Origin of the sequence: Trichococcus ilyis, assembly GCF_900109135.1 — a bacterium.
Classification (GTDB): Bacteria; Bacillota; Bacilli; order Lactobacillales; family Aerococcaceae; genus Trichococcus; species Trichococcus ilyis.
Genome location: NZ_FNYT01000016.1, coordinates 23,920 through 39,138, shown reverse-complemented (window position 1 = coordinate 39,138; position 15,219 = coordinate 23,920). Strand labels below are relative to the sequence as shown.

At 53.2% G+C, this 15,219-nt stretch carries 11 protein-coding genes; 9 read left to right on the top strand and 2 right to left on the bottom strand.

The genetic code is table 11. From position 1 onward, the window contains the following. Window positions 1–34: 34 nt before the first annotated feature. From BMX58_RS08815 to BMX58_RS08790, 6 genes are all read left to right on the top strand, one after another. On the top strand, window positions 35–871 hold the full coding sequence (locus BMX58_RS08815; RefSeq protein WP_068622830.1) for an AraC family transcriptional regulator: 837 nt from the start codon (window positions 35–37) through the stop codon (window positions 869–871). A gap of 459 nt (window positions 872–1,330) precedes the next feature. Next, on the top strand, window positions 1,331–2,605 hold the full coding sequence (locus BMX58_RS08810) for an ABC transporter substrate-binding protein (protein WP_068622829.1): 1,275 nt from the start codon (window positions 1,331–1,333) through the stop codon (window positions 2,603–2,605). Window positions 2,606–2,672: 67 nt separating this feature from the next. Continuing rightward, window positions 2,673–3,611 (top strand): carbohydrate ABC transporter permease, encoded by a 939-nt coding sequence (locus tag BMX58_RS08805; protein WP_068622859.1) that lies wholly within the window; start codon window positions 2,673–2,675, stop codon window positions 3,609–3,611. Window positions 3,612–3,623: 12 nt separating this feature from the next. Next, on the top strand, window positions 3,624–4,448 hold the full coding sequence (locus BMX58_RS08800; RefSeq protein ID WP_068622828.1) for a carbohydrate ABC transporter permease: 825 nt from the start codon (window positions 3,624–3,626) through the stop codon (window positions 4,446–4,448). Between the two features lie 182 nt (window positions 4,449–4,630). Further along, window positions 4,631–6,070 (top strand): sucrose phosphorylase, encoded by a 1,440-nt coding sequence (gene gtfA / locus BMX58_RS08795; protein WP_068622827.1) that lies wholly within the window; start codon window positions 4,631–4,633, stop codon window positions 6,068–6,070. Window positions 6,071–6,100: 30 nt separating this feature from the next. After that, on the top strand, window positions 6,101–8,299 hold the full coding sequence (locus BMX58_RS08790; RefSeq protein ID WP_420855197.1) for an alpha-galactosidase: 2,199 nt from the start codon (window positions 6,101–6,103) through the stop codon (window positions 8,297–8,299). A gap of 277 nt (window positions 8,300–8,576) precedes the next feature. Here the strand turns inward: BMX58_RS08790 and BMX58_RS08785 are convergent, their stop codons facing one another. Continuing rightward, a complete protein-coding gene (locus BMX58_RS08785; protein WP_068622825.1) occupies window positions 8,577–9,566 on the bottom strand; it encodes a VOC family protein in 990 nt (329 codons plus the stop codon). 286 nt (window positions 9,567–9,852) lie between these two features. On the opposite strand from BMX58_RS08785, the gene BMX58_RS08780 reads away from it, so the two are divergent. Beyond that, the gene (locus BMX58_RS08780; RefSeq protein WP_239420547.1) at window positions 9,853–11,334 is read left to right on the top strand and encodes an alpha-amylase; all 1,482 of its coding nucleotides are present in this window, start codon (window positions 9,853–9,855) and stop codon (window positions 11,332–11,334) included. 405 nt (window positions 11,335–11,739) lie between these two features. On the opposite strand, the gene BMX58_RS08775 is transcribed toward BMX58_RS08780, so the two are convergent. After that, complete coding sequence (locus tag BMX58_RS08775) at window positions 11,740–12,849, bottom strand: ABC transporter ATP-binding protein (RefSeq protein WP_068622823.1); 1,110 nt, start codon at window positions 12,847–12,849, stop codon at window positions 11,740–11,742. Window positions 12,850–13,172: 323 nt separating this feature from the next. Between BMX58_RS08775 and BMX58_RS08770 the strand changes: the two genes are divergently transcribed. Both BMX58_RS08770 and radA read left to right on the top strand, forming a co-directional pair. Further along, window positions 13,173–13,718: a dCTP deaminase/dUTPase family protein gene (locus BMX58_RS08770; protein ID WP_068622822.1), complete on the top strand. Its 546-nt coding sequence runs from the start codon at window positions 13,173–13,175 to the stop codon at window positions 13,716–13,718. Between the two features lie 103 nt (window positions 13,719–13,821). Further along, entirely contained in the window at window positions 13,822–15,204 is a 1,383-nt protein-coding gene (gene radA / locus BMX58_RS08765) for a DNA repair protein RadA (RefSeq protein ID WP_068622821.1), read from the top strand. Window positions 15,205–15,219: the final 15 nt, after the last annotated feature.

The following is a 15,219-nucleotide window of genomic DNA, read 5'->3' as shown; positions in this document are numbered from 1 at the left end:
GCCACAATAGGAGTCAAAGAGGGAGGTATCGGCGATGGATGAGGATTTTTTCAAAAACGAGATCTACTATAAGGACCTTTACTACACAACCAAAGGCAAGGAGCAGTGCGCGCCCAACCACAGCTTCGGGCCGACTGTCCGGGAATATTTTCTGATCCACATCATCATGAAGGGTAAAGGCTACTTCGAAATCGGCAACAGCCGCTTCAATCTGAAGGAAGGCCAATTTTTCATCATCTATCCGAACGTGATGACCTATTACCAGGCTGATGAAGAGGATCCTTGGGAATATTATTGGATCGGCATGCGGGGCGAGCATTTGGAGGCTTTGCTGACGGCCATCGGTTTCCAGGTTTCGCATCCGGTGGGGAACGTGAAGAACTTCGGGCAAGTGAAGGCGATGTTGCAGGAGATTATGGCGGCAAATCCGTTCGATACGTTATCCCGGCTGCGTCTGCAAGGACAGTTGTACCTCTTTTTGAGCATGCTCGCACATGATTTGGATGGCACCGAAATCAAACAGATCGAAAAAATCAACAAAGGTGTTGAATATACGAAAAGGGCGATCGAAATCATCAAAGAACGTTATCAGGACAGCGATTTCTTCATCGGTGACATCAGTAAGGAGTTGGCACTGAATGATTCCTACCTGACTGCCGTTTTTCACAAAACGACGAACCGGACGCCGCATGAATACCTGATCGATTTCCGGATCCAGAAAAGCCGGGAGTATCTGGAGACGACGGACCTCAGCATTGCCGATATTGCAGAAAAAATCGGCTACAAAAACCCGTTGAGTTTCACGCGTATCTTCAAAAGCAAGATGCAGCTGTCTCCAAGGCAATATGCAAAGAAAGTCAAAACCAAATAAGCGTGATAAAGACAGAAAAGCATCGGAAGTTCGCGATGCTTTTTTTATGGAAGTGGACAGCACCCATAATCCCAGAATCTAACATTTTGACTTATATGCAAAACATAATCCTATTTGGAATACGCTTACATGCGCCTATACTTTAAAACAAGACAGCACACGAAAAAGACAGGAGTGATCTAGCTGGAGGGAAGCCTTATTCAGCATCCAAAAAGGTAGCGGAACATCTTTGGGCATGCTTTGAAGTTGCGAGTTTTAAAATCAACAAAAATGTAAGTTTTTGTATGGATGAATATCTATCAGCTAAGGGTCATATTTGGTATTATTAGCTCATCAAAACAAGTAACCGTTTGCAAAGTGGTTGTTTTTGAATGGTTTAGGTGCAATTTCTCTATGACCCAATAGTTCCTTAGTTTTCGAGCATACAATTTTATAGATAAAAGAAAAGGTGGAGAAAAAATGGTAAAGAATTGGAAGAAAGCATCATTGGCTGCAGTATTATTGTCAGGATTAGTTTTGGGAGCATGCGGAAACGGTTCTGACAGCGGAAACGAATCCGGTGATGTGACCATCACGTACGGCATTTGGGACAAAATCCAACAACCGGGCATGGAAGCGATCGCGGAAGCTTTCGAAGCGGAAAACCCTGACATCGACGTAAAAGTCGAAGTGACACCTTGGGATCAATACTGGACCAAATTGGAAGCGGGAGCAAAAGGCGAAAGCATGCCGGATGTTTTCTGGATGCACTCCAACGAAATCGCTAAATATGCTGAGGGCGGCGTCCTGATGGATCTGTCGGAAACCTATGCAAACAGCGAAGTGACTTCACTGGACAACTTCCCGAAAGAATTGGTCGAACTGTACTCGGCGGATGACGCGCTTTACGGCATTCCGAAAGACTATGACACGATTGCACTTTGGTACAACAAAACGCTGTTCGATGCAGCGGGCGTTGCCTACCCGGATGAAACATGGACTTGGGACACGATGCTGGCGGCCGCTCAAAAGCTGAACGATCCCGATAACGGCGTCTACGGTATCCTGGCTCCTTTGAACAGACAGGAAGGCTACCACAACTTCATCTTCCAGAACGGCGGCTATGTATTGTCCGATGACAAGACCGAATCCGGCTTCCGCCTGGATGAAACGATCGAAGCCGTGCAATGGTACGCGGATCTGAGCGTGAAATATGGCGTATCGCCGACCCAAAGCCAATTTGCTGAAAACACGAACTTGTCCTTCTTCCAATCAGGACGCGGTGCGATGGGCTTCTTCGGCTCATGGATGACTGGGGAAATGGCCAATAATGAGTACACGGCTGCCAATGCCGATGTCGCGCCATTGCCAAAAGGCAAACAAGCGGCAACAATATTCAATGGTTTGGCGAACTCCGTTGCGGCTTCAACCGAAAATAAAGAAGCGGCTCTGAAATTCGTCGAGTTCCTGGGAACAGAAGAAGCGATGCGCCTGCAAGGCGAGAACGGCGCGGCAATCCCGGCCTATAAAGGAACCGAAGAAACATTCGTAAATGCCTACAGCCAATTCAATATGCAAGTCTATGTCGACCAAATGGAAAATGCCTACATCAAGCCTTACTCCAAAGAAACAGCGCGTTGGGAAGATGTCGAAAACACTGCCTTGATGCCGGTATTCGACGGTACAGCGACGGTTAAAGAAGTCGCACCAGATATCGTCGCAGGCGTCGAAGAAGTCTTGGCGAACGAGAAGTAAAAAAATAGAAGGCCGCTTATGGGATGCTCCCATAAGTGGCTTTCAAATATATAGAGGTGAAAAAATGATGAAATCGGATGTAGCAATCCCTAAAGAAAAAAACGTGCGCACGGTGACGCCTGCGCAGCGCAAAAGGAAAACGGCGGTATGGGGCTGGTTTTTCATCGCGCCGACACTGATCGGGCTTTTGATCCTGAACGTCATCCCCTTGTTCCAGTCGCTGTACATGAGTTTCCAGAGCGTGAGCACGTTCGGCACCTCGACCTTCGTCGGGCTGGACAACTACCTGCAGATGTTGCAGGATCCTGAGTTCTGGCAATCATTGAAAAACACCTTCTTCTACGCCGCCATCCAAGTGCCGATCACAATAGTCCTTTCGCTGTTCTTCGCGGTGTTGATGAACACGAAAATCAAGGCGGTCGGGCTTTACCGGACCATCTTCTTCCTGCCGATGATCGCCGCTCCGGCTGCCGTGGCGATGGTTTGGCGCTGGTTGTTCAATTCGGAATACGGCTTGCTGAATGCGGTGCTGGATAAACTTGGTTATTCCGGAAATATTCTGTGGATCACCGACCCGGAAGTGGCGATCTGGTCGATCATCATCGTCGGCATCTGGACGAATGTCGGCTACAACATGATCCTGCTGCTGGCGGGCCTGAAGGAAATACCCAAAGAATACTATGAAGCGGCAGTAGTCGATGGCGCCGGACCGCTGAAACAATTCTTCTCGATCACGCTGCCGCTGCTTTCGCCGCAACTGTTCTTCGTTTCCGTGACGAGCGTCATCGGTGCGCTGCAGGTGTTCGACATCATCTTCATGATGTTCGACCGCACGAACTTGGCGCTGAAGAGTACGCAGTCTTTGGTGTACATGTTCTTCAATGAATCATTCGTGCTCAACGACAAAGGCTACGGTTCGGCCGTCGCCATCTCATTGGTGCTGATCATCATGGCGATCACCGGCATCCAGCTGTTGGCGCAGAAAAAATGGGTCACCTACGATTAGGAGTGAATAAATATGCAGACAAAAATGAATAAAACGACAGCGCTGATCCACATCGTGCTGATCATCGGCTCCTTGCTGATGATCGTGCCGTTCCTGTGGATGGTCCTGACCTCGGGGAAAACGATCAGCGAATCGACGCAGATTCCGCCGCAAATTTTCCCGGAAGTGTTCCAGCTCGAGAACTACAAAGCGGTATGGAATTCCTTGCCTTTCGTCAGCTTTTACATCAACACCGGTTTGATGATCGCCTTCAGGGTATTGACCTCGACGCTCTTCAGCGCGATGGCTGCCTTCGCGGTCGCGAAACTGGATTTCCCCGGAAAGAACTTGTTTTTCGGCATCGTCCTGACGCAGATGATGATCCCTTCGCAGATTTACTTGACGCCGCAATATTTGCTGGTCCAGAATCTGGGACTTTTGAACTCAGTCTCGGCCTTGGTCATCCCGGGCATTGTCTCCGCTTTCGGAACGTTCCTGCTGCGCCAATTTTTCATAAAATTGCCTGACGAACTGATGGAAGCCGCGATAATCGACGGCGCGACGACTTGGCAAGTATTCTACCGCATCTATATGCCGCTGGCGCGTTCCGGCTTGGTCGCTTTGGGCATCTTCACGTCGCTGTTCGCGTTCAAAGATCTGATGTGGCCGCTCGTCGTCAATATGTCCCAGGATAAAATGACGCTGTCGGCCGGATTGGCCAGCCTGCAAGGGCAATTCACGACCAACTACCCGCAGCTGATGGCTGGATCGGTCATCGCGATCATCCCGATGATCATCCTCTACATCCTGTTCCAAAAACAATTTATCGAAGGCATCGCCACAACTGGCGGAAAATAAACAGAAAAGCTTCACGGGTTCGCTTAGCCCTGAAAGAAATTTAGGAAATCGTGCCGATTGAGCATCGAAGAGCGCAATAGGCACGATTTATCTAATTTCCGAAGGGCTAACCCGTGAAGCTGGACAAAGAAAAGCTGAACGTATTCGTTCAGCTAATGACATCAAAAATGAGGTAACCGATAATGAAAATCAAAAACGAAGCAATGCTGATCACCTATCCGGACAGTCTGGGCAACAACCTGAAGGACCTGGAACACGTGCTGGACACCCATCTGAAAGGGGTAGTCGGCGGCGTGCACATCCTGCCGTTCTTCCCGTCATCCGGCGACCGCGGCTTTTCGCCGATGGACTACACCAAAGTGGATGAACGCTTCGGCGGCTGGGACGACATCAAGCGGATCAGCGAAAAGTACTACATGATGTACGAATTCATGCTGAACCATATTTCGGCGCAATCGCCGTACTATCTGGATTTCCTGGAGAAAAAAGAGCAGTCCCCCTACAAGGACTACTTCATCCGCTACAACGACTATTGGCCGGAGAACCGGCCGACGGAAGCGGACATCGACCTGATCTACAAGCGCAAACCGAAAGCGCCGTTTGTGGATGCCCACTTCAAGGACGGCACGTCGGAAAAAGTTTGGTGCACGTTCTCGGAAGAGCAGATCGATCTGAACGTGAAGACCGAAGCGACGCGCCAATTCATCAAGGACACCTTGAGCTTCCTGGCCGACAAAGGGGCTTCGATCATCCGCTTGGACGCATTCGCCTACGCCATCAAACAATTGGATACGAACTGCTTCTTCGTGGAACCGGAAATCTGGGAGATGCTGGAATATGCAGTGGAAATACTGAAACCGTATGATGTGACGGTGCTGCCGGAGATCCATGAACACTACACGATCCAGCAAAAGATCGCCGACAAAGGCTATCCGGTCTATGATTTCGCCTTGCCGATGCTCGTGCTGCACGCCCTTTACAGCGGCAAAGCCGAAAAACTGCTGCACTGGCTGGAGATTTGCCCGCGCAACCAGTTCACGACCTTGGACACGCATGACGGCATCGGTGTCGTCGACGTGAAGGACCTGCTGACCCAGGAGGAAGTGGACTTCGCGGTGGAAGCCCTCTACGAAAAAGGGGCCAACCTGAAACGGATCTACAGCTCGGAAGCCTACAACAACCTGGATATCTACCAGATCAATTGCACGTACTACTCGGCTTTGGGCAACAACGATGCCGCCTACTTGTTGGCGCGGGCGATCCAGTGCTTCACACCGGGCATTCCGCAGATCTACTATGTCGGCTTGCTGGCAGGCGAAAACGATCTGGAGTTGCTGGAGAACAGCAAGGAAGGCCGGAACATCAACCGTCACTACTACAGCTTGGCTGAAATCGAGCAGGAAATCGAACGTCCGGTCGTCAAAGACCTTTTCCGTCTGCTGGCTTTCCGCAACACGGCCAAAGCTTTCGACGGCGACCTGAAGATAACGCAGCACGACGACGGCGCCTTCACCTTGACCTGGGCCACTGCCGAAGAGGCGGCCAGCCTGAAGGTCGATCTGACCAAAAAGGCCTTCTCGATCCTGCACCGCACCGCTGCGGGGGAGCAACAAATATTTTAGCAAAACAAACAGAGCCAAGGAGCGATGACTGTGACGATAACCTTTGATGAAAGAAAAAAATATTTTCATTTGCAGAACGAATTCGTGAGCTATGTGCTTGCGTTGGAAGAAGAGAAATATGTGTCCCACCAGTATTGGGGTAAGCGGATCAACCGCTTTTCCCAAGTGGCCGATTACCCGCGCCAGGACAACGCCTTTGCGCCCAATCCGTCCGAAGTGCCCGGCCGCATCTTTTCGCTGGCGACTTTGCCGCAGGAATTCCCGGGCAACGGCAGCGGCGATTTCCGCGAATCGGCCTTCGAATGCCTGTATCCGGACCAGACGACCGTCAGCCTGCTGACTTACAAAAGCCATGAAATTGTGACCGGCAAACAGCCGCTGCAAGGCTTGCCGCAGACGTACGAAACTAAGGAAGAGCCGGCGGAAACGCTGCTGCTGACTTTGGAGGACACCGTCACAAAAGTGGAAGTCGTTTTGAGCTACACCTTGTTCAGGGACTACCCGCTGCTGACGCGTTCGGCCAGCTTCAAAAACAACGGCGCAGCGGACATCCAGCTGAACAAAGCCTTGAGCATGTCGATCGATTTTCCGGACGCCGAATTTGATATGATCCAACTGCCGGGTGCCTGGGGAAGGGAACGCCAAATCGTGCGCACGCCGCTTGTCCGCGGCATCCACACGCTCGACAGCAAACGCGGAACGACGAGCCATGCCTACCAGCCGTTCGTGGCTTTGGCCGAAAAAACGGCGACAGAAGACCAAGGCGCCGTCTACGGCTTCCACTTCGTCTACAGCGGTGAATTCCGAGCCAATGTCGAAGTCGACACTTATGCGCAGACGCGCGTGCAGATGGGCATCAATCCGGCCCATTTTCAATGGCGTTTGCCAGTCGGGGAGTCGTTCCAGACGCCGGAAGTCGTGCTTGTCTACAGCGAAAACGGGCTGAACGGCCTGTCGCAGACGCTGCATCCGTTCTACCAGAAGCACCTGATCCGCGGCCAGCACCAATTTGCCGAGCGCCCGGTCCTGATCAACAACTGGGAAGGCACCTACTTCGATTTCACAGCCGAAAAGATCGAGGCGATGGCCGATGAAGCGGCCGCTTTGGGGATCGAGCTGTTCGTGCTGGATGATGGCTGGTTCGGCAAGCGCGACGACGATTATTCTTCGCTTGGTGATTGGCACGTCCACACCGCCAAATTGCCGGCCGGCCTGAAGCAGCTCGCGGAGAACATCAAGGCGAAGAATATGCTCTTCGGCATCTGGTTCGAACCGGAAATGATTTCCGAGGACAGCGAGCTTTACCGCGCCCATCCGGATTGGTGCATCCATACGCCGGGCCGGGAAAAATCGCTCAGCCGCAGCCAGTACGTGATCGATTTCAGCCGCAAGGAAGTCCGCGACAATATTCTGGCGCAGATGATGCGGATCCTGGATGAAGTGCCGATCGACTACATCAAATGGGACTACAACCGCAACATGACCGAAATCGGCAGCGCGGGTCCGGGCGCCGTGCCGGGGGAAGTGCTGCACAAATACATGCTCGGCCTTTATGAGGTCATGGACGCGCTGGTGACGAAATACCCGCACATCCTCTTCGAAAGCTGTTCAGGCGGCGGCGGGCGCTTCGACCCGGGCATTCTCTACTACATGCCGCAGACATGGACGAGCGACAACACCGATGCGGTGGCGCGTCTGGAAATCCAGTACGGCACCAGCCTGATCATGCCGATCTCGAGCATGGCCTCGCACGTGTCCGCCATTCCGAATCACCAGACGCACCGGCTGACTTCGATGAAGATGCGCGGAGATGTGGCGATGGCCGGCAACCTCGGCTATGAACTTGACGTCACAATGCTGTCCGAAGCGGAGAAACAGGAAATGCAGGAGCAGATCAGCTTCTATAAGGAACACCGCCAACTCGTTCAGTACGGCGTTTTCCACCGCATCCTCAGTCCGTTCGAAACGCAGAACGAAGCCGCTTGGATCTTCGTCAGTCCGGAGCAGGACGAAGCGCTCTACTTCTATTACCGCGTCCTCAGCCGGGCGAACACGAAGAGGGAAAAAGTCCTGTTCAAAGGCTTGGATGCCGCTAAATTCTACACCGTCAGCGGCTACGAAGGCGCGATCGGCGGCGACGAACTGATGAACCGCGGCTTGTATCTGAAAGATGCCCTGCAAGGGGATTACCAAAGTGTCTGTCTGGTGCTGAAGGAAGCACAGCTGTGAAAATCTGAAGCAAAATAAGAGAGGGGCCGTCTCGTAATGAGATGGCCCCTCTCTTATTTTGCGTGCGCGGATCGGAGCAGTGCGTGTAATCCAGTAATCCGTCCCCAGCTCCGGTGAACGCTCCGCTCACCGGAGCACGCCGGGAACAATCGGGATCAGCTCCGACGAGGCCGTGCTCATCGGAGAACGCAAACGGAATGCATCCTGAACTCCGGCGAAGCCTCCGTTCGCCGGAGAAGGACGGTGATTCTGCTTGATTCATTTGATTATGGTTCTGTCAGTCCAAATATTCTTTTTCGAAAGTTTTCGTGCTGCGCACGGTGTCGAATTGGCGGATCAGGCCTTCGATTTCCTCGCGGTTGTTGCGGAATTTAGGCGGCAAAGCCAGGCGTTCGCCCAAGGTTTCGTAAGGCTCTTCATCGTCGATGAAGCCGGGGCCGTCCGTCGCAAACTCCAAAAGGATGCCTTGGGCGATGTTGGCGTAGAGCGACTCGAAGTAGAAGCGGTCGACATAGCCGGAGATCGGGAAGCGGTAGGAGCCCATATGCTCGATCCATTCTTCCAGTTCCTGGCGGTCCTTGACGCGGAAGGCCATGTGGTGGACGCTGCCGAAGCCTTGCTGCGCTTGCGGCAGCGAAGCATTGTGCTCCACGATCATGCGGCCGCCGTTGCCGCCTTCGCCGACTTCGAAGAGATGCACGTCGCCCTCGGTTGCGACGTGACGGAAGCCAAGGACCGTCTCCAGCACTTGCCGGTAGAAACCGAAATCGGCGATGCGGACGAAGATCGGACCCAAGCCGCGGATGCCGTATTCGTTCGGGACCGGACCTTTCTGCCACGGAATGCCGGGAGCCACGCCGGTATCCGACTCATCCGAAACCAACTGATAAAGCTGCTCATCGAAGTCCTGGAAGTCGATCACCCGGCGGCCGAACTGCTCCTGGATGCCGGAATGCGTGACGTTGTATTTGTCGAAACGTTTCACCCAGTAGTCCAGCGCCTCGTCGGAAGGGACGCGCAGGCCGGTCTTGAAAATTTCGTTGGTCCCCCTGACGGCTTTCGGGATGCCCGGAAAGTCGAAGAAGGTGATGTCCGTGCCGGCACTGCCGCGGTCATCGGCGAAGAACAGGTGATAAGTCTGGATGTCGTCCTGGTTGACGGTTTTCTTGACCAGACGCATGCCCAGGATGTTCGTGAAGAAGGCGTAGTTATTTTCGGCGCTGCTGGTGATGGCGGTGACGTGGTGGATTCCTCTTAATGTGTTCATGGATCGTTTCCTCATTTCCTCGTGTTTTCTGTTTCGTATATTCCTAATTCGAGATATATAGCCAAAAAAAGAAATCAGCGGTCAGCTAACTTAATGTCAGTATACCGGCGTCCGGCCCAGGATGCAAGCAATTCGCTCCGCGACCAGAAAAGCGGCGATCCGGAGGCGTCCGGAAAGGCAATCGCAAGGCAAGTATGTATAATAAGGGTATCAAAAAGCATTTTATGGACCACAACAAAAACGAAATAGGATGAAAGGCAGTGATCGAATGGCAGGAAATGGATTGATGATGCAATATTTTGAATGGTATCTGGATGATGATGGTCAATTGTGGAATCGCCTCAAGGAGGATGCTAAGCATCTGAAGGAATTGGGCATCACGGCTGTCTGGACTCCGCCGGCCTACAAAGGCACCGGAACGAATGATGTCGGCTACGGCGTCTACGATCTCTATGATCTGGGCGAATTCGACCAAAAAGGAGCCGTCCGCACCAAATACGGCACCAAAGCAGAGTATTTGGCCGCGATCGAAGCGCTGCACGCGGAAGGCATTTCCGTTTATGCCGATGTCGTGCTGAACCACAAAGCCGGCGCGGACGAGACCGAACGCTTCCTTGCCTACGAAGTCGATCCGGACAATCGTCAGGAAAAGCAGACGAAATCATACGAAATCGAAGGCTGGACGAAATTCACCTTCCCGGGTCGCGGCGACAAATATTCCGATTTCAAATGGTCTTGGGAACATTTCACCGGAACGGACTTCAATAACGAATCCGGCAAAGAAGCCATCTACATGATCAAAGGCCTCGACAAAGGCTGGGCGGAAAACGAGAGCGTCGACAGCGAATACGGCAATTACGATTACCTGATGTATGCCGACATCGACTACAGCCACCCGGCAGTCATCGAAGAAGTCAAAAAGTGGGCGGATTGGTACATCAAGGAGACCGGCGTCGACGGTTTCCGCCTGGATGCCGTCAAACACATCAACGACCAGTTCGTGCGGGATTTCGTCGAAACGATCCGCGCCCAGCACGGCGATGATTTCTATGTGGTCGGCGAATATTGGAAATACAAATACGGCGCGATCAAGGAATATCTGGAGGCGACCGATTTCACTTTTGATCTGTTCGACGTGGCGCTGCATCAGAATTTCCACCTTGCTTCCCAGCAAGGCAAGGATTACGATCTGCGCAATCTTTTCAATCAGACGCTGGTAGCCAAAAATCCGACCCATGCGGTCACTTTCGTCGACAACCATGATTCGCAACCGGCCCAAGCGCTGCAGTCCTACGTGGAGCCGTGGTTCACCCCGTTGGCATACGGCGTCATCCTGCTGCGCGAACAAGGCTTCCCGTGCCTGTTCTACGGGGATTATTACGGAATCAAGGGTCCGCATCCGGTAGAAGGCCAGCAGACTTTCCTGGACAAACTGCTTTATCTGCGCGCCAACCATGCCTACGGCGAACAGCGCGATTACTTCGACCACGGCAACTGCGTCGGCTGGACCCGCCTCGGCAACGAAGAGCATCCTTACGGTTTGGCTACTGTCATTTCCAACAGCGAAGAAGGCTTCAAGGATATGTATGTCGGCGAACAGTACGCCGGCCAGATTTTTGCGGACTATACCGGCAACCGCGAAGACAAAGTCGAAATCGGCGAAGACGGAAACGGCCGCTTCCCGGTCAATGCCGGTTCGATCTCTGTTTGGGTCAGGGACGCGATTTCCCCTGAGGAAGCCTTTGCTGCGGATGCGGTGGAGGAGTAGTTTTTCGGGGCAAGCGCCAGCGAATATACTGAATAAACAACGATAGCTGCATAAAGAAGGAGGTGTCTCATCGAGGCACCTCCTTCTTTATCGGCCGGGAGCGCCCTGCTCCGGCGAGCGGTGCTTCGCCGGAGTTCGGCCCACATTTTTTTGTGTTCGCCGGCGAGCACGGCTTCACCGGAGGTCCGCCCAATTGCTGCCGGCGTGCTCCTGTCAGCGGGTCCTTCACCGGAGTTGTGCCCGCATGCCGTCGCGCTCCTCCGGCCAGCAGGCGCACCCAAACGTACGCAAACAAACCCAAACGCATGCAAACGAAAAAGGCGAGCCGTCAGCGGCTCGCCTTTTTCTGGGGGAGGGTAGGTTAGAACTGGTAAGCGTGTTTCAGGTGATGCAGCCGTCCTCTGGTTAAGGGATGGCGATCACATCTTGAGATTGCTTGTCGAAGAAGTGGGACTTGCTCATGTTGAAAGCCAAATCAATGACTTCGCCCGGCGAATGGAAATCGCGCGCGTCCACACGGGAAATGAATTCTGTGCCGCCGACTTTGCTGTAAAGCATGGTTTCGGCACCCAACAATTCGGATACGACCACTTCCGCTTTGACTGCCCAAGTCGGGTTGGTGTCAAGAACGATCTGCTCACTTTGGATATCTTCCGGACGGATGCCGAAGATCAATTCTTTGCCGTTGTAGCCTTTGTCTTCCAGGACTCTGCGTTTTCCGGCCGGCAAGGTCAATTTCAGACCCGATCCATCCGTGATGACGCCATCCTGCAAAGTGACGTTGAAGAAGTTCATGGCAGGCGAGCCGATGAAGCCGGCCACGAAGACGTTCACTGGCGTATCGTAGACTTCTTTCGGGCTGCCGATCTGTTGCACAAAACCGTCCTTCATGATGACGATGCGGTCCGCCATGGTCATCGCTTCGGTCTGGTCATGGGTTACGTAGATCGTTGTCGTGTTCAGGCGACGGTGCAGTTTTGCGATTTCGGCACGCATGGCCACACGCAATTTTGCGTCCAAGTTGGACAACGGCTCATCCATCAGGAAGACCTTGGCATCACGCACGATCGCGCGGCCCAAAGCGACACGCTGTCTTTGGCCACCGGATAGAGCTGCCGGTTTGCGGTCCAAGTATTCCGTCAAGCCCAGGATTTCGGCTGCGTTGTCGACGCGCTGTTTGATTTCATCTTTGGCGTATTTTCTCAGTTTCAGACCGAAAGCCATATTGTCGAACACGGTCATGTGCGGATAGAGCGCATAGTTCTGGAAAACCATCGCGATATCGCGGTCTTTCGGCGCGACATCGTTCATCACTGTATCGCCGATGATCAGTTCGCCTTCGGAAATGTCTTCCAGACCGGCGATCATGCGCAGCGTCGTCGACTTTCCGCAACCGGATGGACCGACGAAAACGATGAATTCGCGATCCTGGATGTGCAAGTTGAAGTCCGTCACGGAATAATTTTGGGAATTGTCGTATTTTTTATGGATGCTGTTCAACTGGATCTCTACCATTTATTTGTACCTGCCTTTTTGGTTTTTTTGGGCTTTTCTTTATGTCCTTATCTTAATTGAAAGCGGATTCCGCGACCACGGGAAACTGCCCAAAAAATCCGCCGTCGTTTTGTGCACTTTGCCGAAGGCGCTTTCTGAGTCCGGAAGCTTTTGGAAAAGCACAGGAATTCTTCAAAGAAAAGTCGCAATCCTTTGCTATAGTGTCCTCAACGGGCCAAACGCACAACTAAACCGTGAAAAAGCGCCGTTGTTTTGGTAAAATGGTTCTTTGGTGCAGGAGAGAGCGCTGCAGCGATATCAGAGAGAAAAAGGGGTTTTCAACCATGAACAAAAGAGGGTTTGAAGTCATCAGCAGTTATGCTGACAAAAACATCCAATTGCCCAAGCGCGCAACGAAACACGCAGCGGGATACGATTTTGAAGCAGCCGAAGAAATCGTGCTGCCGGCGATCTGGAAAACGGTCGTGAAAAGCGCAGGGTTGCAGCTTGGGGAACTGTTCGGCAGCGACAACGAAGAGGCGCTCGAAAAGAAAGAGCAGCTGTTGCGTCCGCTTTTGGTGCCTACCGGGATCAAAGCCTACATGCAGGAAGACGAATACCTGCAGCTGACGAACCGTTCCAGCAATCCGCTGAAGAATTTCATCGTGCTGCCGAACGGCGTGGGCATCGTTGATGCGGATTATTACAATAACGAGGGCAACGAAGGCCACATCTACTTCCAGTTCCTGAATTTCGGCTTGCGCGACAAAGTCATCCGCAAGGGCGACCGCATCGGCCAGGGCATCTTCCTGCAGTTCCTGAAAGCCGACCAGGATGAGGCGGAAGGATCGGAACGCACAGGCGGTTTCGGCTCGTCAGGCCAGGCCTAAAAAGAAAAGCCGAATCCGCGGGTATTTGCGTATTGTTGTACGTAGAGAAGGCTTTTTGTGATAAAATAAGATAAGTTGGTTCACACTTGAAGGAGAGATTCATTTGGCAAAGAAAAATGCAGTGAAATACGTTTGTCAGGCTTGCGGATACGAGTCGCCGAAATGGCTGGGACGCTGCCCGAACTGCGGCACTTGGAACCAAATGGAGGAAGAACGGGAAGCGACGAAAGCCGTGAAGCAGCAGCAACGTTCCAATTTCAGCGGGAATGTTCCCGAAGCGATCGCCATCCAGGACATCAAGACCGAAAACCTGCCGCGCGTCAAGACGCAGATGGAAGAAGTCAATCATGTGTTGGGCGGCGGCATCGTGCCCGGTTCGCTGATCCTGATCGGGGGCGACCCGGGTATCGGCAAGTCCACGTTGCTTTTGCAGGTGTCGGCGCAGATCAACCAGGGCGGGCACCGCGTCCTTTACATCTCCGGAGAGGAAAGCGCGAGTCAGATCAAATTGCGGGCGGAACGGCTCGGGGTCAAGGGCACCGATTTCTACATCTACCCGGAAACTGATATCGAGGCGATCCGCAACACGATCGAGCGGATCAAGCCGGAATTCGTCATCGTCGACTCGATCCAGACGATGATTCATCCGGACAACACAAGCACGGCCGGCAGCGTGTCGCAAGTGCGCGAATGCACCGCCGAGTTCATGCGCATCGCGAAGAGCAACGACATCGCCATCTTCATCGTCGGCCACGTGACGAAGGAAGGCGCCATCGCCGGGCCGCGGATGCTGGAGCATATGGTGGATACGGTGCTGTATTTTGAAGGCGACCGGCATCATGCCTTCCGGATCCTGCGCGCCGTCAAGAACCGTTTCGGCTCGACCGACGAAATCGGCGTTTTCGAGATGATCGAAGGCGGCCTGCGCGAGGTCCGCAACCCTTCCGAACTGTTCCTGGAGGAGCGGCTGGCCGGGGCTTCCGGTTCCGCAGTCGTGGCCTCGCTCGAGGGGACGCGGCCGATTTTGGCTGAAATCCAGTGCCTGATCACGCCGACGGTCTTCGGGAATGCCCGCCGGACCGCGAGCGGACTGGACTACAACCGGGTTTCGCTGATCATGGCCGTCTTGGAAAAACGGGCGGGCTTGCTGCTGCAGAACCAGGATGCCTACTTCAAATCGACAGGCGGCGTGAAGCTGGACGAGCCGGCCATCGACTTGGCTGTGGCGGTCAGCATCGCTTCGAGCTACTGGGACAGCGAGACGTCCGCGACGGAATGCTTCATCGGCGAAATCGGCCTGACCGGGGAAATCCGCAGGGTGAGCCGCATCGAGCAGCGCGTCAATGAAGCCAAGAAACTGGGCTTCACAAAAGTCTATCTGCCGAAGAACAACCTGTCCGGCTGGAAGCACCCGGAAGATATCCAGATCATCCCTGTCGCAACGCTTCAAGAAACACTGCGCAAAGTATTTCCGAATAAAAATTAAGGAAAATGGAAAGAG

Excerpts from the sequence above, each read along its gene's own strand:
- BMX58_RS08815 (WP_068622830.1), top strand. The coding sequence starts at position 35 with ATGGATGAGGATTTTTTCAAAAACGAGATCTACTATAAGGACCTTTAC.
- BMX58_RS08810 (WP_068622829.1), top strand. The coding sequence starts at position 1,331 with ATGGTAAAGAATTGGAAGAAAGCATCATTGGCTGCAGTATTATTGTCA.
- BMX58_RS08805 (WP_068622859.1), top strand. The coding sequence starts at position 2,673 with ATGAAATCGGATGTAGCAATCCCTAAAGAAAAAAACGTGCGCACGGTG.
- BMX58_RS08800 (WP_068622828.1), top strand. The coding sequence starts at position 3,624 with ATGCAGACAAAAATGAATAAAACGACAGCGCTGATCCACATCGTGCTG.
- gtfA (WP_068622827.1), top strand. The coding sequence starts at position 4,631 with ATGAAAATCAAAAACGAAGCAATGCTGATCACCTATCCGGACAGTCTG.
- BMX58_RS08785 (WP_068622825.1), bottom strand. The coding sequence starts at position 9,566 with ATGAACACATTAAGAGGAATCCACCACGTCACCGCCATCACCAGCAGC.
- BMX58_RS08780 (WP_239420547.1), top strand. The coding sequence starts at position 9,853 with ATGATGCAATATTTTGAATGGTATCTGGATGATGATGGTCAATTGTGG.
- BMX58_RS08775 (WP_068622823.1), bottom strand. The coding sequence starts at position 12,849 with ATGGTAGAGATCCAGTTGAACAGCATCCATAAAAAATACGACAATTCC.
- BMX58_RS08770 (WP_068622822.1), top strand. The coding sequence starts at position 13,173 with ATGAACAAAAGAGGGTTTGAAGTCATCAGCAGTTATGCTGACAAAAAC.